General features: G+C 64.7%; 14 protein-coding genes, 1 tRNA gene and 1 pseudogene. 7 read left to right on the top strand and 9 right to left on the bottom strand.

Annotated features, from left to right (window positions below; genetic code table 11):
- Window positions 1–1530 (bottom strand): FMN-binding glutamate synthase family protein (locus ACESNG_RS04650; protein WP_373068000.1); only part of this gene is annotated, 1530 nt, incomplete at its 3' end.
- 120 nt (window positions 1531–1650) lie between these two features.
- On the opposite strand from ACESNG_RS04650, the gene ACESNG_RS04645 reads away from it, so the two are divergent.
- The 4 genes from ACESNG_RS04645 to ACESNG_RS04630 all read left to right on the top strand — a co-directional run bounded on the left by ACESNG_RS04645 (window position 1651) and on the right by ACESNG_RS04630 (window position 7078).
- Window positions 1651–2118 carry a DUF1269 domain-containing protein gene (locus ACESNG_RS04645; RefSeq protein ID WP_373067998.1) on the top strand — a complete coding sequence of 156 codons (468 nt, stop codon included), beginning with the start codon at window positions 1651–1653 and terminating at the stop codon, window positions 2116–2118.
- Between the two features lie 36 nt (window positions 2119–2154).
- Complete coding sequence (locus tag ACESNG_RS04640; RefSeq protein ID WP_373061221.1) at window positions 2155–2451, top strand: hypothetical protein; 297 nt, start codon at window positions 2155–2157, stop codon at window positions 2449–2451.
- 365 nt (window positions 2452–2816) lie between these two features.
- Window positions 2817–5816, top strand: coding sequence for a SusC/RagA family TonB-linked outer membrane protein (locus ACESNG_RS04635; protein WP_373067996.1), 3000 nt, complete (start codon window positions 2817–2819; stop codon window positions 5814–5816).
- Window positions 5817–5827: 11 nt separating this feature from the next.
- The gene (locus tag ACESNG_RS04630; protein WP_373061217.1) at window positions 5828–7078 is read left to right on the top strand and encodes a hypothetical protein; all 1251 of its coding nucleotides are present in this window, start codon (window positions 5828–5830) and stop codon (window positions 7076–7078) included.
- 425 nt (window positions 7079–7503) lie between these two features.
- Here ACESNG_RS04630 and ACESNG_RS04625 read toward each other — a convergent pair whose 3' ends face one another.
- The 5 genes from ACESNG_RS04625 to ACESNG_RS04605 all read right to left on the bottom strand — a co-directional run bounded on the left by ACESNG_RS04625 (window position 7504) and on the right by ACESNG_RS04605 (window position 13872).
- Window positions 7504–8877, bottom strand: a complete 1374-nt coding sequence (locus tag ACESNG_RS04625; protein WP_373067994.1) for a type II toxin-antitoxin system HipA family toxin — start codon at window positions 8875–8877, stop codon at window positions 7504–7506.
- Window positions 8878–8886: 9 nt separating this feature from the next.
- Complete coding sequence (locus ACESNG_RS04620; RefSeq protein WP_373061213.1) at window positions 8887–9291, bottom strand: multiprotein-bridging factor 1 family protein; 405 nt, start codon at window positions 9289–9291, stop codon at window positions 8887–8889.
- A gap of 57 nt (window positions 9292–9348) precedes the next feature.
- Complete coding sequence (locus tag ACESNG_RS04615) at window positions 9349–11112, bottom strand: prolyl oligopeptidase family serine peptidase (RefSeq protein ID WP_373067992.1); 1764 nt, start codon at window positions 11110–11112, stop codon at window positions 9349–9351.
- The gene (locus ACESNG_RS04610; protein ID WP_373061209.1) at window positions 11063–11662 is read right to left on the bottom strand and encodes a hypothetical protein; all 600 of its coding nucleotides are present in this window, start codon (window positions 11660–11662) and stop codon (window positions 11063–11065) included. The genes ACESNG_RS04615 and ACESNG_RS04610 overlap by 50 nt, the downstream gene beginning before the upstream one ends.
- Before the next feature lie 215 nt (window positions 11663–11877).
- The gene (locus tag ACESNG_RS04605) at window positions 11878–13872 is read right to left on the bottom strand and encodes a heavy metal translocating P-type ATPase (RefSeq protein ID WP_373067990.1); all 1995 of its coding nucleotides are present in this window, start codon (window positions 13870–13872) and stop codon (window positions 11878–11880) included.
- 1613 nt (window positions 13873–15485) lie between these two features.
- Between ACESNG_RS04605 and ACESNG_RS04600 the strand changes: the two genes are divergently transcribed.
- On the top strand, window positions 15486–15929 hold the full coding sequence (locus ACESNG_RS04600; protein ID WP_373067988.1) for an antitoxin Xre/MbcA/ParS toxin-binding domain-containing protein: 444 nt from the start codon (window positions 15486–15488) through the stop codon (window positions 15927–15929).
- Window positions 15926–16396, top strand: a complete 471-nt coding sequence (locus tag ACESNG_RS04595) for an RES family NAD+ phosphorylase (RefSeq protein WP_373065565.1) — start codon at window positions 15926–15928, stop codon at window positions 16394–16396. The genes ACESNG_RS04600 and ACESNG_RS04595 overlap by 4 nt, the downstream gene beginning before the upstream one ends.
- 162 nt (window positions 16397–16558) lie before the next feature.
- On the opposite strand, the gene ACESNG_RS04590 is transcribed toward ACESNG_RS04595, so the two are convergent.
- The 3 genes from ACESNG_RS04590 to ACESNG_RS04580 form a co-directional block, all read right to left on the bottom strand.
- On the bottom strand, window positions 16559–17113 hold the full coding sequence (locus ACESNG_RS04590; RefSeq protein ID WP_373065561.1) for a DNA methyltransferase: 555 nt from the start codon (window positions 17111–17113) through the stop codon (window positions 16559–16561).
- A gap of 37 nt (window positions 17114–17150) precedes the next feature.
- Window positions 17151–17357, bottom strand: a complete 207-nt coding sequence (locus tag ACESNG_RS04585; protein WP_373065559.1) for a hypothetical protein — start codon at window positions 17355–17357, stop codon at window positions 17151–17153.
- Window positions 17358–17914: 557 nt separating this feature from the next.
- Window positions 17915–17988: transfer RNA gene (locus tag ACESNG_RS04580), tRNA-Pro, on the bottom strand.
- A gap of 153 nt (window positions 17989–18141) precedes the next feature.
- On the opposite strand from ACESNG_RS04580, the pseudogene ACESNG_RS04575 reads away from it, so the two are divergent.
- Window positions 18142–18685, top strand: a pseudogene (locus ACESNG_RS04575) (carbohydrate binding family 9 domain-containing protein); the annotation flags it as partial.

Below are 18685 nucleotides of genomic sequence, written 5' to 3'. Positions count from 1 at the left end.
CGTCGTGGACGGATCGGTGAACAACTGTCCGACGGTGAGCTGCGGGTAGATGTCGGCATAGCTGCGGATCTCCATGGCGCTGACGCGCTTCATGATGAACCACGGCTTGAGATCCTGCGGTCGCTGCAGCCCCGCCGCCCCCAGCACTTCGAAGAAGCTCTTCACCGTTTCGCGATGATAGCGTGCGACCCGATGCGACTTGTCGCCCACGTGCAAACCACCCACGAGTGCGGGATCCTGCGTGGCCACACCGGTGGGACACTGATTGCTGTTGCAGCGAAGCGCTTGAATACAGCCGATCGCGAACATCATGGCACGGGCGGCGTTACACATGTCGGCGCCGAGGGCGATCTTGGTGGCCATCGAGAAGCCGGTGTTCACCTTCCCCGATGCAATCACGCGGATGCGGTCGCGCAGTTCGGTGGCCACGAGTGCATTGTGCACGAACGAGAGCCCTTCGTTCAGCGGCGTGCCGACCGAGTCGGAGAACTCGAGGGGGGCGGCGCCCGTGCCTCCTTCGCCACCATCGACGGTGATGAAGTCAGGCGTGATACCGGTAGCCATCATGGCCTTGATGATGCCGAGGAACTCGTGGCGCTTGCCGACGCACAGCTTGAAGCCGATCGGTTTGCCGCCCGACGCGTCGCGCAGCCGTTTCACGAACTGCAACAGCTCCGTTGGCGTCGAGAACGCAGAATGGGTGGGCGGAGAGATCACGTCGTGGCCGGGTTCGACACCGCGGATTTCGACGATCTCCGGCGTGAGCTTCGACGCCGGGAGGATGCCACCGTGACCGGGCTTGGCGCCCTGCGAGAGCTTGATCTCGATCATCTTCACGTTCGGCAGCGTGGCACGCTTCGCGAATTCCGCCTCGCTGAATCGACCCTGCCGATCGCGCGCGCTGAAGTAGCCGGTGCCGATCTGCCAGATGATGTCGCCGCCGGGCTCGAGATGATACGGACTGAGGCCACCCTCACCGGTGTTGTGCGCGAAGTTGCCCATCTTCGCGCCGGTGTTGAGCGCGAGCACCGCATTCTTGCTGAGTGAGCCGTAGCTCATGCCGGACACGTTGAACACCGAAGCGGAGTATGGCTGCGTGCAATCGGGTCCGCCCACCGTCACGCGGGCGTGCGCATCGTCAGGATGCACCGGTGCGAGCGAGTGATTGATCCACTCGTAGCCGGTCGCGTACACGTCCTTCTGGGTGCCGAAGGGGAGCGTATCCAGCTCACCCTTGGCGCGCTGATAGATCAGCGACCGATCGTTGCGGCTGTAAGGTTTGCCGTCACCGTTCGACTCGATGAAGTACTGGTTGATCTCGGGCCGGATCATCTCCAGCAGGTATCGCGCGTGTCCGAGGAGCGGAAAGTTGCGCTTGATTGCCTGCTTGGTTTGTAGCATGTCGGCCACGCCGCGGCCGATCAGCGGCAAGAGGATGAACAAGGCCAGCCATGCCGGTGGCCACAGCGTGGAGGCCGCCGCAACGGTGAGCAGCAGGGCGACCGATACGATGACGAATTGGGTACGCATGGCTTCGAGTATCGTCCGGATTGCGCCGGATGATGAGTCGGCAAGGGATTTGCGGGGTACGATCCCCGGGCATGCGCGGAACGGACGATGCAACTCACTCACGTACACACCGGAGCACCTATGGCCGAAGAAGTGGCCCGTCGCATTGTCGTTGCCAGCTTTACCACGCCCAATGGCGCAAAGAGTACGTTGGACCTCTTGAGAGGCGCCTCGATCGGTATGGGCAACACTGCCGTGGTGACCCGAGACGACGGCGGCGAGGTGCAATTTACGGAGTCTCAGGACTGGGGCATCGGCAAGAGTGCCCTCGTGGGCGCCATCGCCGGCCTGCTGTTGCCCGGGGTCGGTACCATCACCCTCGCCGCCGGCGGTGCGCTGGCCGCGTACTTCATCGACCGCGGATTTCCGGACGCCCAACTCAAACAGATGGGCGAGGGACTGGCGCCCGACAGCTCGATGCTCGTATTGCTGGTGGCCGACCACGACGTGGAGCGGGCGACCGACGTACTCGCGCAGGGTGGTGGTACCGTGATCGGCACCAGCACCGAGAGCGATCTCACCGCGGCCATCGCCAATCTGCATCCCTGACGACTAGGCTTCGGTTCCTTCACTTCCCGGAGCCGCATGCAGCGTTCGGCCATTCTCACCGCAGTCCCGCACGGTCGTGGCCGTACCCGCCAGGTCACGATCAAGAATGTCGGTGACGAGGTCGCGCTGGAACTCAGCATTCAGTTCATGGCCGAGAAGGAAGACCGAACCGATTGGCTGGAAGGCACCCGGCCGCGGGTGCTCGGCCCCGGGAAGGAAGTCTGCCTCGACATCGCGCAGTCGCCGGGGCCGACGGAGTGTCGGCTGATCGTGTCGTGGGTGGACGGCCGCGGGAATACGAGCCGTTGGGTCGGGGCGATTTCGCGGCGGTAGCGGAACGGCGCCCGTCTCAACCCACGTCCGTACTCTCAGCGTGGACGCCGAGTAGCACAAATGTCCGGCAATAATTGCAATGAATTTGCGGTCGCGCGAGCTGGCGAGATTCCGGTGCGCCCGCAGCAATTTGCAGGGCGGACCATGAGCATGCGATCGCCGCCCCCTCGTCACGAACAAGTGACGATATCTTAGCACTGGCGGTTGGCCCGTCCCTACTCGTATGCTTTCAGGACCCTCTTTTCTGTCAGTTCGTCCCCGCTCTTCGTACAGGAACCGGGACGGAGCGAATTCCGAGGGTCATCTCACCTCCTCAGGACGGTTGCTTCATGTTAAGGGTGCTCCGAACTCAATTGCCCGCATTGGTGGCAGTAGTCGTCGCGGCCGCCACGTTCGACCCACGCGGCGTTGCCGCGCAGGGTAGCGTTGCCGTTGGGACGTTGGCCGGCTCCGTCACGGATGCGGCCAGCGGTGCACCAGTCCCGGGTGCCACCGTTATCGTTGGCGGAACCACGCTGGTTGGTATCACAAATGACAAGGGCGAGTATGTCGTGGCCAACATCCGGCCAGGCCTTCTCTCACTGTCCGCGCAACGCATCGGCTACCGAGCCAGGAACGACACAGTTCGCGTAGCCGCTGGGCAGCGCGTCACGAAGAATTTCGTGTTGACGGCCACCGTCTCCACGTTGTCGGACGTCATCGTAACGGGTGTGACGGGCAACACCAGTCGTCGGGCCCAGGCTGCCGTCGTGGCGTCCCTTCCGATGGGCGATCTTGCGCGGACTGCGCCGGTCTCGAACATCGGGGAGGTGTTGCAGTCGCGGCTGCCTGGCGTCTCGGTCAATCAGTCCAGCGGCACGGCCGGCTCGTCGCGGCAGATCCGCATTCGCGGTGCCTCCTCGATCAGCCTGTCGAATCAGCCGCTCATCTTCATCGACGGTATCCGCGTATCGGAGGCCCAGCCGTCCGCAGGCGTCGGCGGACAGCTCACCGACCGATTGAACGACCTCAACCCCGACGACATCGAGTCCATCGAAGTGGTGAAGGGCCCGGCGGCCGCCACCCTGTACGGCGCCGACGCTTCGGCCGGGGTGATCCAGATCATCACCAAGAAGGGCAAAGTTGGATCGAACTCGTTCGCGCAAACCCTGCGCATGGACGCGTCGACCATCGATCAGAACTGGACGCCGCCCGCGAACTTCGGCAACTGCACAGCGGCGCTCATCGCATCCACGAGCACCAACCCGCTCTGTCGTGGCCAAGCGCTCAACGCGTTGGTTCAGGACAATCCGCTGGACCGCGTGGCCGCATTCCAGAACGGCAGTGAGCGCAACATCGGCTGGACCGGTCGTGGCGGTGGGAGCAACTACGGCTACTTCGTGAGCGCCACGTCTGACAAGACAGAAGGCACGCTCCCGAACAACGCGTTCTCGCGCATCGGCTTCCGCTCCAATGTGAACCTGGTCCCGGACGCCCGATTCAAACTGGACATCGGCTTCAACGTTCTCCAATCGAAGACGGTGCAGCCGGACAACGACAACAACATCTATGGCTGGCTCGGTGGCGCGCTGCTTGGTTCACCGACCACGCGTCGCGACGACGGCCTGCCCGGTCAGGATGGTTGGTTCGGCTTTGCGCGCCAGTTCGATGCGATCAAGGGGATTGAAAACGCCGTGGAAACGCGTCGTTCGCAGTTCACCGTGGCCGCGAACTACCAGCCCACGTCGTGGCTTTCCAATCGCTTTATAGTCGGTGCCGACCTTGCCCGCGATGAAATCACGCGTTTCTTCCCGCGCAATGCCCCGCAGCAATATGCCGGTAATTTGAACACGGGCGACAACACGCAGACGCGTGTCGGTGCTGACCGATTCACCATCGACTACCTCGGCAGCATGCGCCGGAGCTTCGGTGCGGACGGCCAGTTCGGCGCGAATTTCTCGGGCGGTTTTCAGGCCGTGATCTCCCGTACCGATGTGCAATCGGCCAACGGATTCGGCTTCACCACCAATGCGGCCAACAGCATAGACAACGCGTCCACCCGAACGGGTGGTCAGAGCTTCACCGAGCAGAAGGCGCTCGGATACCTCGGTGAACTGCAGCTCAGCAACCAGGACCGTCGCTTCATTCAACTGGGCGCGCGCATCGATCAGAACTCGTCCTTTGGTGAAGGCGCTCCGTCGTTCTTCCTTCCGAAGATCGGTGCGTCCTGGGTGATTTCCGAAGAGCGCTTCTTCGACGGTCTGGCGGACATCCTGCCGCAAGTTCGCCTCCGCGCGGCGTGGGGGTCCACGGGTCGGGCGCCGACGCCCGGCGCCTCGCTCACGACCTTCTCGGCCGCGCCGTTCGCGATCACGGGCTCGTCGCAGGCTGGTGCCATTCCGCTCAATCCGGGCAATGACTCCCTGAAGGCCGAGCGTGGGACGGAACTCGAGTTCGGTATGGACCTCACCACCTTCGGTGATCGGCTGAATGCCGAAGTGACGTACTTCAACAAGAACACCAAGGACCTCTTGTTGGCGCGTCAGCTGCCACCGTCGCTTGGCTACCTGGCCAATCCGTTTGCGAACATCGGCGAAGTCTCGAACAGCGGCATTGAGCTCTCGATCACCGCGCGGGTCCTCCGGATGCGCAACCTCGAGTGGGAAGTGCGCTTTGGCGGCAACACGCTTAACAACGAGCTCGTGAGCCTCGGTGGCGTCAATGCGTTCGGTACATTGAATCGCTTCACCAAGGGCTTCCAATTGGGCACGTTCGTCACCAAAACGATTCGTTCCATCGACGAAACCACGGGACGGGTCGTGGTGGCCGACACGTTGGAATCGTTCGGCAACATTCTGCCGACGCGTGAATGGAACCTGACGAACACCTTTACCGTCGCCAAGAACTTCCGCGTGTCGGCGCTTCTCGATGCGAAGACTGGTTTCAACGTGTACAACAACACGGACTTCTTCCGCGAGACACAGCTGATTCGCAGCGACAACCGCCTGGATCCTACGAAGTTGTCCCGCCGCGAGCGGCTGCGGCGATACGGGAACGACACACCGGGCCAGCCGGCATTCGTCCAGCAGAACGGAACGCCGACCACCGTGAACGAAGTTCGCGAAGCGTACATTCAGAAGGGCGACTTCATCCGCCTGCGTGAAGTATCCGTGTCGTACTCGATTCCCAAGAGCCTCACATCGAAGCTCGGACCGATCACGGGCGGTACGATCACCTTCGCGGGCCAGAACCTGGCGTTGTGGACGGACTACCTCGGTCCGGATCCTGAAGTGACCTCCGCCGCCGGCAACCAGTTCGCACGCGAAGAATTCCTGACGCAGCCGAATCCGCGCCGCCTCGTGTTCAAGACCAACTTCACTTTCTGAGCGCTCATCTCATGATTCCCATGCAACGTGTCGTGCGGCGCGGCGCTCTCGTCGCGCTCTCTGGGCTGAGCCTTGCCGGCTGCTCGGATTTTCTTACGGTCTCCAATCCGAACGTCATCAACGCGTCGGCCATCGATCCGGTCAACGATGCCGCCACATTGGCCGCGTCTGCTCAGCAGAATTTCGCGGTGGCTCATGGCTGGTATGCGATGTACCAATCGTGGATGGTCGGAGAGACACTCGTGGCGGAAACATTCCCCACGCGCAACGAATACGGCCGGCGTGAAGTGCTGAACACGAATGGTTCGCACAACACCGACGTGTGGCAGCCGATTTCTGTCGCGCTGTCATCGGCATCGGCGGTGCTCAACCTGACGCTGCCCACACCGACCAGCAATCTGTCGTACGCCCGAGCGGCCGCCTTCAAAGGCCTCAGCTTCGTGTACATGGCGGAGAGCTTTTGCGTCGGCGTGTCGAATGGCGGTGGTCTGCTGACCACGGCGCAGATGTTGGACTCGGCGGTGACCTCATTCGCGCAGGCCATTTCCGTCGGAACGGCAAACGCCTCGGCGGATGGTATTCAACTGGCGAACATCGCGCGGGTCGGCTTGGCCCGTGCACAGCTGCAGGCTGGGCGCACGGCCGAGGCGATCGCGGCGGCGCGTGCGGTACCGGCGGGCTTCGTGTTCAACATCGGCACGATCGACGACCCGGCGCAGCGGACGCGCTTGGGCAATCGGTTGTGGCAGTTCACACTCGATCGTGGATCGATCACGGTGGCACCTGCCTACCGGATCGCAAATGACCCGCGCATCCGCTTCAGGTCGCCAGCACAACACAACCTCGCGCCGCAAGATCCCGCCAGCGGCCCCTTCTTCATTCAGGACAAGTACCCGGCGTTCAACACCCCGTTGCGGTTGGCGTCCAAGTTGGAAGCCGATTACATCGAGGCGGAAGCCACCGGCACGGCCGCGCAGTTGGCGTTCATTGGCGCTCGCCGGACCGCGAACAACCAGCCGGCCTATGCCGGTGCTGAGACGGCCACCGCGGTGCTGACCGAGTTCCTCGAGCAGAAGGGACGTGATTTCTACCTCGAGGCCAAGCGGATGGGAGACTCCCGCCGCCGCCCGGCGAACGTGCTGAATCTGCCGGTGCCGGGTGCTCCGTACTTCAAGGCCGGATTCGCGCAGATCGGCAACCAGACGTGCTGGCCGTTGCCGCTTCAGGAAACGGACAACAACCTCAACATCCCCCGCACGTAAGGCGATAGCGCCGGGGGTCACGGAGGCTTGGTGACCTCTCGGGGTTGATCTGGTGAATCGAAGGGCCGCTTCCCGCGCAGGGAGGCGGCCTTTCTGTGGTCGCCGGTCGTGGAGCGCGTTCGCCGCCGAGGAGGCGTCAATCGGCGGCGCGTGCATACACGCGTGCATACACGCGCGCTCACCGTGAGCAACAGCATCGCGCGACGCTACTTGCGACGTACGAAAAGTCCCCACCTTCGCGTAGTCAGTCACGCTGGAACACCAACCCGGGCAGGATCTGCACGACGCCGTTTACTTGGCCGCACTGCGAGAGAAGCTCAACTTCGAGGATGCGCAGGTGATGCACTTCTCCCGGAGCAGCATGCAGCGATCGGCCATTCTCACCGCAGTCCCGTACGGTCGTAGACGTACGCACCAAGTCATCATCAAGAACGCCGGTGACGAGCTCGCGCCCGCCGCGCGGTGCTTGTCGGCAGGACGTCGCGGCGGACACGGTTGAAGGTCTCAGTAAATCGCTGGGACACTGTTGAGGCCACGTTGACCTCACCCGCGAACTCTGGCCATCGACCCACCGCGTCACCGACCTGCTCGAGCACCTCGCGACCCTCGCGCGGGTGCACGCCTCCGGCCTCCGCGACCGACGCGAGGTGAGTCTCGGTCGGTGCCAGCGACTCGCCAGCCACGCTCGTCGTGTGATGACCGTTCGGACCGGTGCTGAACGTGAGATCGTACGCGGGCGCGAGCCGCCACCTGCCCGCGGAGTCCATCAGGTACGCAAAGTTCTTCGTGTGGTCGTCCCGATTGTGGGCCAGCACGTTGAATACCGCGCGACGGAAAGCCTCCACGGTTGCGACGTGGTCGCGAGTCAGCCACTTCGTCGCCTGCACAAAGGCCTCGTAGTCGAGCGACGGTTCCTGGTGGCTCGCGTGGAGGAGGCCAGCAAGCGTATGCATGTGCAGGCGGCCAACCCCGCCCGCACCGTGGCGGTCGAAACGCCGGATCGCGAAGTGTCGCTCCCCATCCCCGGCGTGTAGCAGTCGTGTCTCGGGCACTTCGAGACCGGCAGCGCGGGCCATGCGTGCGTATGCCTCCTCAACCGCACCGGCGTCGCGCCCGTATAATCGCACATCGTCCTGTGTTCCGAACTTCACCAGATACGGGACGTACTCCGACGGTAAGGCCGGAGCCCGGCCGGTCACGGTGGCCGGCGTCACGCCGGCGATCAGGTCGATGACGCCACAGCCGGATTCCCGGAGGCCCGCCAGTACTTTGGGGCGTGCGCCGCCTGGGGAGCCACCGGCGGCGCGCAGTGCTGGCAAGAGTTCCTCCGCGCTGCCGGAGAGTACTCGGCCCGCCTGTGCGGCAAGTGCGTCGAGGTCGAGCGGCCACACCGTCGACCCATCGTCAGGATCGAGGGGGGCCGCCGGCGTGAAGGTCAGCGCGCCCATACCAGCAGCGCCGATGGCGGCAAGCCGGTCGACGGCGTTGATGCGCTCCCGCGGAACTCCGAGACTGGAGAACGAACGATCCTGCACCGTTTTCCCCCACCCGTCCGGCAGGGAATCCGCGATGAGCCCCGGGACATAGTCGAACGCGCGCTCGTGGTGCGCGTGGACACCTGCCCTGACCGGTAGCACATGTGGGGACACGGGCAGCGGGAGCGCGATGAAGGTCGCGTCGTATGCGAAATGCAGACGGGCGCCATTTTCCAGCAGAGCACCGAGGGGGCGAGGTGGAACGGGACGGCCGTCCAGCGTGATCCCGAAGTCGAGCGTGATGTCGAGCCGGCGAGAAGGCATGGGCGAGCGTTAGCTGGCCGTGTGGGATGCGTCGTCTACCGAGGCCGACGCTGGCGTTCCCGCGGTTGCATGCCGCGGTCCGCGTGGTTTCCCGGCATCGCTGCGGCGACCGTAGACCCGCCCGCGCCGCGCCGCAGCTTGCGCCAGCTCGTCGAGGGACTGCGGCGCCAGTTCCGGAAAGAGTGCAACAAACTCCGCCGTCGCGTCCAACGCGATCGCGAGACGAAGAAGCCGGTCGAGGGTGATGCGCCCTGAAGTCTCGAAGCGCTTGATGAGGTCGCCACTCGTCCCGGCGCGCTCGGCCAAGACGGCGCGCGACCACCCAGCCGCAATGCGGCGGGCTCGCAAGGCTAACGCGACCCGGTCGGCAAGCCGTGCTGGTGATACGTCGAAAAGGGGTGTTTTTATCATCATTAAATAAATATAAGTAATTTTATAGTGTAAATATACACCTGCTATTAAAATTTCAATTCACGACCTGCCAGCACGACTAAATCCTGCTTCCGAAAACGCCATGGCCAAACGCAGGACGCCCTCACCGACGTACGACGGGCGGCTGATAGCGCTCACCGCCAAGCTGCCAGAGCAGAAACGCGGTCTGCCGTGCCGCCCACTCGGGAGCGAGTGAGCTGAGCCAGCGGTGCCCGCCGTCCGTTCGCACCTATGTGACAGGGCGATCGCCGGCATTCGATGCCTGCAAGCGCGCCACATACTTCGCCACGAGAATCTCGGTGCCGAAGTTGTAGTCGTCCTTCGCACTGTGGTAAGCATCGCCGGATGAGTGAGCCGCGCCGAAATCCTGTGGTACGGTGAGGCGGCCATCAGCAGGCGGATGCCCTCGGGCGTATCAGTGTCCCCGATCTCGGCGACGTTGCGAGCCGCCGATGGATCGAGCGCAGGGGCGCGCACTTCATCGGGGCCGCCTACATCGTACACGGCGGCCCCGAACAGATCCGGTCGGGACAGGGGCACGAGGCCGGCCAACACCGCGCCGAACGAAATACGCTGAAATGCCACGCGCCCCGGTGCACTGTAGCCGCGCGCAATCAGGGCTTCCGCAGTTCCGATCATATCTTCGACGCTGCGCACCTGCGTTTCGCGCATGGCTGCCCGGTGCCACGCGTGTCCAAGCTCGCCCCCTCCGCGCACGTGAGCGTACGCGCACACACCGCCCAGCGCCGTCCACACTTGCATCATCGGATCGTACGTGGCGTCCCGTGCGTCTGCGAAGCCGCCATAGGCCTCCACCATAAGCGGCGCGGTTCCATCGAGCCGGCCGCTGCGCAATTTGGCGCGATCATACACGAGGGAAACCGGCACCATGGTTCCATCGCGCGACTTGGCTTCGAGACGATCGCTGACGAGTGTCGGTGACGCGGACATCTTCGCGCCGTCGTCAATGCGCAGCGCTTCCACCATCGTACCGGCGCGAGACACGTGGAACCAGCGAGGCGGTATTGCCCACGACTCGACGCTCACCAGCACACCGTCCATCGCCGGTGAGCGGGGCTCGATTCGCACGGTGCCGATCAGCGGCAACGGCACGAGCCGCGGCGCCGACCCGTCGGGCGGCAGCACGTACAACGACAGCGCACCACCATCGCGCTCCGTGAAGTACAGCGCGTCACCGACGATACTGAATGCGGCGATCACGCCACGCCGCTCGGGAACGATGGTCTCCCAGTCCCCAGACGGCAGCGGACCGTCACCAAGCACACGTTTCGCGATGCGTCCGCGATCGGCATCGCGACGCAGCAGCGCGTAGGCGGTGTCTCTTCGGAGCTGTGGGTACGTCGCGCGATCCTCGAGAGCAATCAAGGGCATGCACGACGGCACGGTGGCGTCGTACGCGGTGCGCCGAGCGACGTAGTCTTCCCGACCATTTTTACTAGCGCGGTACACCGAGCCGATGAGCCATCGCGACCCCGGTGCCGCGTAGTCACGCGTCGTCAGGTCTTCCGGAGCGAATGACACCGTTGGGGACACGCCATAGCCGAACACCGGGACATCGGCGGACTGCAGCCGTCCGATTCGGTGAAGAAAGATCCGTCCACGCGCGAGACGATCGGCGAGCGGTCCGCTTTCGCTTCCCGGCCAGAGCCGCGGATACAGGAAGGCTGGCGCGCTGCTATCGGCCGTCAGCCAATTGACCTGATACCGCGTTGAGCTCGTGGTGGTCAACAGATCAGGAATACGATCGGCACGTGGCGCGCCCGTCGCCGCATCGATGACCATGATCGCGGCCCCCCGAATCGCCGGCGGCCGTGGTGCCGATCGCGAGGAGCTGCCCGGTCGACGACGGCATGATCTCGCGGATGTTGCCCTTGAAAGTTTTCGTTATCGCCTCGGCCGACATGAGCAGTCGTTCACCGCTGGCATCGACGGCAGCCACGAACAGCGACGGCGCATCACCCAGCCAACGCGTCATCGTGAGACCCGCAGGCAACTCCACAACGCGACCGAGGGTCGGGGCGTCGCGGTAGACATTCGCATATAGCGTGGTGAGTGAGTCCTGTCCGATACCACGCGCGAGCACCGCCGCCGCGTACCGTTCCTGCGCCGCGACCCACGTGCGCGCTTCTGCAGCCGTGGTCTCTTCGAGCCATCGATACGGATCGGGTACCGCGACACCATAAGTCGTGTCGACATGCGTTCCGACACGCGCCGACGATGGCGACGCGACGCCGGTGGCTGTCACCACCGGAGCAAGCGGCACATTGGCGGCGTTGCGCGCGCCTTGATCCGGTCCGGCACAGGCGGCACACAGAGCAAAAGCTGCGGACATCGCAACGACAGAATTTTTCATAGTGCGGCGATGTTATGAACGCGCGGCGACAGTGACAAGCGGACTCGGCCTTTACCGGATGCACTCCTGCCTCTTTTTCCCCTCCGCGTTGCTCAGTCGACCTCCGAATCGTGAAATGCCCGTATATCCGGGAGTTGGCCATCAGCTTCCGTTGCGACAGCCGCAATGGTGGCGCGATCAGCTCGAGTCCATCATCACGACAACCTCGCCCGTCGCAACAGCTGCGCATTGAGCGCCACCACGATGGTGCTGACCGACATCAGCACGGCACCGACGGCTGGTGTGAGCAGGATACCCCATGGCGCCAGCAAGCCTGCGGCAAGCGGTATCGCGATCACATTGTAACCCGCCGCCCACCACAGATTCTGCCTCATCTTGGTGTACGTCGCGCGCGAGAGTGTGATGATGCGCGGCACGTCGCGTGGATCGCTGCGCACCAGCACGATGTCGCCCGCTTCCACCGCGACGTCTGTACCCGCCCCGATCGCGATGCCGACATCGGCCGTCACCAACGCCGGTGCGTCATTCACACCGTCGCCAACCATCGCCACGCGCTTGCCTTGCGACTGCAGTTTCTGTATCAGTGCCGCCTTGCCCTCGGGGAGCACCTGCGCGAGCACCGTGGTGATGCCAAGGTCGCGCGCGACGGAATCGGCCACGGCTTGCGCGTCACCCGTCATCATGACCACCTCGATACCAGCGGCTTGCAGCTGTTGTACGGCCTCGACGGATTCCGGACGGATGGCGTCGGCCACCGCAAACGTCGCGAGGACCACCTGCCCTTCGACGAGCGAGATCACGCCCTGCCCGTGTGCGGCAGCATCGGCGGCGAAGGCCTCGAGTTCTGCAGATGGTGCCGCATTGAGCTCAGCGAGAAGGTTCGGCCCGCCCGCCGAGAGTGAGCGGCCGGACACCGTGGCACGGACACCGCGACCCGGAATCGCCGTGAAGTTCGTGGCCGCCGGCACCTCGAGCTTTCGATCCGCCGCGCTCTGCACGATGGCACGTGCCACGGGATGCTCGGCATCGCGTTCGATGGCGGCGGCAAGACGCAAGGCGTCGTCCTCGGAGAGCCCTGCGGTAGTCCGTATGCCAACGACGCGATGCTGGCCCAGTGTCAGTGTTCCGGTCTTGTCGAACACCACTGCCGTCAATTTGCGTGCGTCTTCCAGACCACGTCGGTCGCGGATGAGCAAACCGTTCTTCGCGCCCAGCGTCGTCGAAATCGCGAGTACGAGCGGCACCGCGAGACCGAGCGCATGCGGGCACGCGATAACGAGCACCGTCACCAGTCGTTCGACGGCAGTGGCGAGCGTGGCACCGGACAGCATCCACGCGGCAAAGGTGACGGCTCCGGACCCGAGTGCAATCCACGTGAGCCAAAACGCCGCGCGATCGGCCAGAACCTGCGCACCCGACTTCGACTTCTGCGCCTCGGCCACCAGGCGCATGATGCCGGCCAGCGCGGTGCGGTCACCGGTGCCGGTCACGGTGACACGAAGCGAGCCGGAGCCGTTCACTGTACCAGCAATCACTTTCGCTTGCGCTGCCTTCTCGACCGGCGCGGATTCGCCGGTGATCAGTGATTCATCGATGTTGCTGGTGCCGGATAACACCACACCATCGGCCGGCACATTGGCGCCCGGTCGCACCAGCACCGTGTCGCCATCGTGCAAGTCGCCAATGGGCACGTCCTGCGTTTTCTCGCCACTGCCCTCGCCCTGCACGCGGACGGCCGTCGTTGGCAGCAACTTGGCCAGTTCGCCGAGTGCGCCCTCCGCCTGCGCAATCGAGCGCATCTCTAGCCAATGGCCGAGCAGCATGATCGTGATCAACGTGGCCAGCTCTTCCCACAACGGCATGGCGGGAAAGCCGAGTGCGACGGCGGCGCTGAAGACAAACGCCACACTGATGGCGAGTGCAATCAGCGTCATCATAGCGGGCTGTCGGTCTCGGATCTCGTTCACGGCACCGCGCAAGAACGGCCAGCCGCCGTACGCGAAGAGTGCGGTCCCGAAGATTGCGGGGATCCAGTGCGCCCCCGTGAACATCGGCGGTGCGAAGCCGAGCGCGTTCGGAAGCATGTGCCCCCAGATCAGCGTAGGAATCGTCAGCGCCAACGAGAGCCAGAACTTGTCGCGGAACATCGCGACCGAGTGCCCAGCGTGCTTGTCGTGCCCGGAGGCCATCTCGTGGCCTACATGCGACTCATGCATCGGCTTGCTTCGGGACAGAGAGATGGCGAACGTCGCGGCGTTTCACGCGCGTGATCACCGACGCGTGCAACGAACGAGCCACGTGGACCCGATCACCACGCATCAGGATGACAGGATTCAAACCTGCGACCCCCTCACCCCATGCTCCTCAGTCACCAACGCACCTTTCGCGGTAAACCGTAAGTCTATGCTTTTAAAAGGTTTGCGTTCGCGCCTTCGCGAAGCCCATGCGCGCAAACGCAAACAAAGATCGTCCCCCGGACAAAAGATCGTCCCCCAATCGTCCCCCGCGCGGCGCATCACCGGGCGGCCAAACGTGCTGTCGCAAAGCGATGGGGCATTGGTGAGCGCCGGTCGTGGCCGACCCCACAACCTTATGCCCCGGCCGGCGTCGGCGGGCTGCGCATGCCGTTGCGAGACGAGCTGGGTGTCAACAGCGGCGCGATGCGGACAGCTCCCGTATGCTCTGGTTCAGGATGCCCGGCAGCGATAGGCCAATCTCTCCCGCGAGGCTCTCGCGACAGGCGGCCACGACCATCGCAGCCCTACCCCTCCCCGTTCTCTGTCCGCTGCCATGCCTCTGGAAATCCGCCGTTCCCGTCGCGAAGCTGTTCGCCGCGACACCACACTTCCCGTTCGACCGTACGTCACTGCCGAACTTGAGACGATCCCCTGCCGCATCGTGGGTTACGCCCGGACCCGCTCCGCCGCAATTCGCCCCGTGCGTGATGTCGGCTGGCGAGTGATATACGAAGGAGGGCTCATTGAGGAGAGTGAAGAGGAAGGCAATACGTGGAGTGGTCCGTGACCAAGCACCTGTCCGAGTGGTGCGAAGTGGATGGTGTGCGGAGGCAGCGACAGCCGTCGCGGCGATGAGATGACGCCGCTAGGCCATCAGGTCCTCGCTGAAGCTGCGCGGCGACCTCGAGGCTCAGGCGTTGCGGCGGGCGTTGAGCCGAGCGTGATCGTGCGGACCTCGGCGCACGGAACGCGCACTGGCGTGCTGGGCTTCCGCTGGGCGCTGTCGTCAGCGACGCCGCGAGGCACGGCTGATCGTATTCGCGCAGCCGGTCGGCCGTGACCGCATGGTTAGAGAGGCCCGTGAGCGCGCACGTACAGAGGCCCACGACCGCGCGGCGAGGGCCTGAAGAGCGGCGTTTTGAAACTGCGCGGTCGTGGACATGGCCCCTCCGGACGGCCAACGCCATCGGATGGAAACTCGGAATGGGGATCGACGCGCGCTCGAACGGGTGGACAGCAACGTCCCCACCCGCCGCTACGCGCACTGGCAGCGGCGGCCGCTTGACTCGCGCGACAGTTTCCCGGGTGTGTCCCTTGCCGCGTGGACGGCATCGGGCCTGCGCACGACGATACGTGCCTCACTCCGGCGGCGTTCGGGCCTTATCTGGCGGTCGTCGAGGTCGCGGATGGCACCGGCGGCGTCGCCGCCGCTCCAGCGCCTGATCACGGCGTCTACGCGCCCCACCTTCACGCAGCGCCGGTGTGCCGAGCGACCCAAGACACGGCCGTTGCCAGTTCCCGCCATTTGTGCTACCTTGAACCGTCATTCGACGGGAGTTACGAGCATGACCGGACTGGAGCGCACGGTCGCCTTCCTTGGCGGCACGAAGGTGTTGGGTCGCCGCGTGGAGTCGGATATGGCCTTAGCCGCGGCCGTGTCCGAGGGTTTACCGTCGGGCTCGCTTGACGCGGTGCTTGCCCACCTGGCCGAAAGTGCCATCCCGCAGGGGCGCGTCTATCAGGTCGTGGGGAATGAGCGCACCCTCCAGCGAAAGCGCCGCGAACACGTCGTCCTGTCTGCTGGCGAGTCAGACAAGCTGGCCCGTCTCGCTCGGCTCGCGGCCTTTGCCGAGGAGACGTTGGGCTCGCGCGAGCGCGGGTATCGGTGGCTCGGGAAGCCGAATCGGTCCCTGAATGGTGAGGTGCCGATTGCGCTCCTCGGCACGGATGCGGGCGCCGTAATCGTCGAGCAGGTGCTGGGCCGGATCGCCCACGGAGTGCTCGGCTGATCCGGGCGTGGCGCCTCGCGCGCGACCCGCATACGGCGCTCGATGGTGAGGGCGCCCGGCGCTACGGGGGACGCTGGAACGGCATCGGGACAGCGATGGTCTACGCGGCCGCGACCTTGTCACTGGCCGCCCTCGAATACCTGACACACGTCGACCCGGAGGATGCGCCGACCGATCTGGTCGCGCTCGAGCTGGCGCTCCCGGATGTGGCGCTCGAGGCCTGGGCGCCGGATGCGCTCCCACCCCTGTGGCGGGCCGCGGCCGTCCCGGTCGCCTGTCGGCTGCGCGGGGATGCGTGGATCGCGTCGGGCACCGGCCTCGGCGTCTGGGTCCCGTCCGTCGTGATCCCCCCGGAGGCGAATCTCCTACTGAACCCGGCCCATCCGGCCATGCGCGGCGTGCAGCTCGTGAGCCGCGCACCCTTCGCCTTCGATCCTCGGCTGCTTTACCGGGCCGATCCGCGCTGATCGCCGCGTACGCCGGGCACGCGGACGTCGGGCACGCGCCCCCCTTGGCGCGCGCTACCCCGCGCGCTCCTAATCCACTCGCCGTTTTCGCGCTGCTTCACGCTCGCGCTCCGCACCGCTCGGAAGCCGCGGCAGAGTGCCGGCGGAAAGTTGCTCAAGGCGCTACTCGCCATATCCCAGATACTTGGCGTTCAGGTCCGCACCGGCGGCGGAACGCCCCAGCATCCGCGCCGCGACCACTGTGATGCACGCCCCCGAAAACGGACCGAGAATGAGATCGCCGGGCTGTGTGGTCATGTGGATGACGCGCTCGGCGAGCGCCAGCGGCATTTGCACAGGGTGCCCAGTGCGCTCCAAATGATTCGCTTTCACCGGGGTGATGTCGTCCCAGGCGTCGCCGGGATTCTTCCCGAGCTCATGGCAGCGTAGTTCTCCTTTCTTCCTTCCCTTGTAATGGCGCTTCCCCGAGTGGAGCTGCGGCGCGCGCACCGCGTCCAGACGGAAATCAAATGTCTCATCGTCGCGATCCTTCGTGAAGCAGAGCATGCTTTCATGCCGGCCGCTCAAGCGACGCGTGGCGTGAAGCCCATGTCGTGGCGTCCATACAATGCGACTGCGCGGGGTGAGCCTCATGTCCTCGAGCACCGGGAAAAGGCGCACGTCGAGCGGGTATACGGCGTCGCGGCGACGATTCACCCACGTTCCGACCTGCCACACGATGCTGCCGCCCGGCGCCAGATATTGCGCGCACGTGCTAAGCTGCGTCCGTCTGCCAAGCGACGTAGTGTGAAATTGACATCACCTCCTCGTACGGCTTGCCGATGCCGTACGGTGGTGAGGGAAAAATCATCTGGACGGGCGTCGCAGCTTGACCGACCGCACGAACCATCTCAAGGCCGTCTCCATGCCAGAGCGCGCCCTCGGTGATGTCATCGTGTCCGCTCAGCCAGTGTTCGGTCATTCGAGCAGGCTGCGATGCTCGTGTGGCTCACCGCTGCCGCGTCGCCATGATGAAGCCCGCCCGCCGTCAGCTCGCCACCTTCGCCGAGATCACCGCGTTCCTCGCCGCCTGGTTGGAATTGGTGCAGCAGTGCGTCCGCATCAATGACTAGTTCAGGCCCGGCCTCGCGCTCGGCACCCCCAAACTCAACGCCTTGGTGACGGAGAGCCTGGCCATCTATCTCGTGAACTACGGGATCTTGCGGACCGCGCTGCCTGACGTGAGTGACGCGACGGTCGCGCGCGGAACGGGTGTTGATCCCGACGCCCGCCTGACGCCGCCTTCGGGGGACGGCGCAGGAATGGCGAGCCAGAGTGCATGCAGGCAGCCCCCTAACAAACCAGTTCGCGCTGCAGCTTGAGAGTGACGAAGGCGACCCGATTGGGTGATGCGACGCCCGGAAAGGTGCGCGGGACGTTCAAGATCGTCTCCCAAACGTACCCCAGCCTCGCCAGCGATGATCGCGACGAGGCTGGGGTGCTTTCGTAAATCGTTGTACTTCATGCGTTCACGTAACATCGGGATGACAGGATTCGAACCTGCGACCCCCTGAACCCCATTCAGGTGCGCTACCGGGCTGCGCCACATCCCGTCGCGGAATCCAAACCCGCGAACAGACTTGGGAACCTAATCCCCGCCACCGTTCCAAACCAGTGGGCGGCTACCGGTTTCCGCTTTCTCGAACGCGAGAGGCCGCGCCCGCGTAGTGCAAATGTCTATCTCTTTCCGCCCCTACTGAGTTCTCGTGATCTGTCTGGCCCGTTCCGTTGGCCATATCCGTTTCGTCGGTTCACTCGCCATTGTCGTAGCGACCATCTGCGGCCTGCCCTCACGCCGACTCGGCGCGCAGCCGTCCCCCAAAGTCGCCCGCGCGGTCCGTGTGTCGCGCGCCCCTCGCGTGGATGGTCGCTTGGACGACGACGCTTGGTCGCGGATTCCGCCTATCGAAGACTTCCTGCAGCGCCAGCCCAATGAAGGGCGGTCGCCCACGGAGGCCACGGAAGTCTTCATCGCGTACGACGCCGAAGCACTCTACGTCGGCGCCCGGATGCGACGTCGCAACCCGAAAGAGCTGGCCCGCGCGGTCACCCGGCGCGACGGGTTCGGCAATACCGAACGGTTCACCATCACGTTCGACCCGCAAATGGACCGTCGCACGGCCGTCGGCTTTGGTGTCTCCGTGGCCGGCGTCCGCTCGGATTTTCGCCACACGCAAGACGACGACATGCGAGGCCGCGAGAGTCAGTACGACCCGGTGTGGACAGCCGCCACGCGCGAGGACTCCAGCG

Source organism: Gemmatimonas sp. (assembly GCF_041689975.1).
Classification (GTDB): Bacteria; Gemmatimonadota; Gemmatimonadetes; order Gemmatimonadales; family Gemmatimonadaceae; genus Gemmatimonas.
Note: the sequence above shows the minus strand (reverse complement) of the source record. Positions and strands in the feature narration are given on the sequence as shown.

Coding starts and splice junctions, on each gene's coding strand:
- ACESNG_RS04645 (WP_373067998.1), top strand. CDS start 1,651: ATGGCCGAAGAAGTGGCCCGTCGCATTGTCGTTGCCAGCTTTACCACG.
- ACESNG_RS04640 (WP_373061221.1), top strand. CDS start 2,155: ATGCAGCGTTCGGCCATTCTCACCGCAGTCCCGCACGGTCGTGGCCGT.
- ACESNG_RS04630 (WP_373061217.1), top strand. CDS start 5,828: ATGATTCCCATGCAACGTGTCGTGCGGCGCGGCGCTCTCGTCGCGCTC.
- ACESNG_RS04625 (WP_373067994.1), bottom strand. CDS start 8,877: ATGCCTTCTCGCCGGCTCGACATCACGCTCGACTTCGGGATCACGCTG.
- ACESNG_RS04620 (WP_373061213.1), bottom strand. CDS start 9,291: ATGATGATAAAAACACCCCTTTTCGACGTATCACCAGCACGGCTTGCC.
- ACESNG_RS04615 (WP_373067992.1), bottom strand. CDS start 11,112: ATGGTCATCGATGCGGCGACGGGCGCGCCACGTGCCGATCGTATTCCT.
- ACESNG_RS04610 (WP_373061209.1), bottom strand. CDS start 11,662: ATGTCCGCAGCTTTTGCTCTGTGTGCCGCCTGTGCCGGACCGGATCAA.
- ACESNG_RS04605 (WP_373067990.1), bottom strand. CDS start 13,872: ATGGCCTCCGGGCACGACAAGCACGCTGGGCACTCGGTCGCGATGTTC.
- ACESNG_RS04600 (WP_373067988.1), top strand. CDS start 15,486: ATGACCGGACTGGAGCGCACGGTCGCCTTCCTTGGCGGCACGAAGGTG.
- ACESNG_RS04585 (WP_373065559.1), bottom strand. CDS start 17,357: ATGACCGAACACTGGCTGAGCGGACACGATGACATCACCGAGGGCGCG.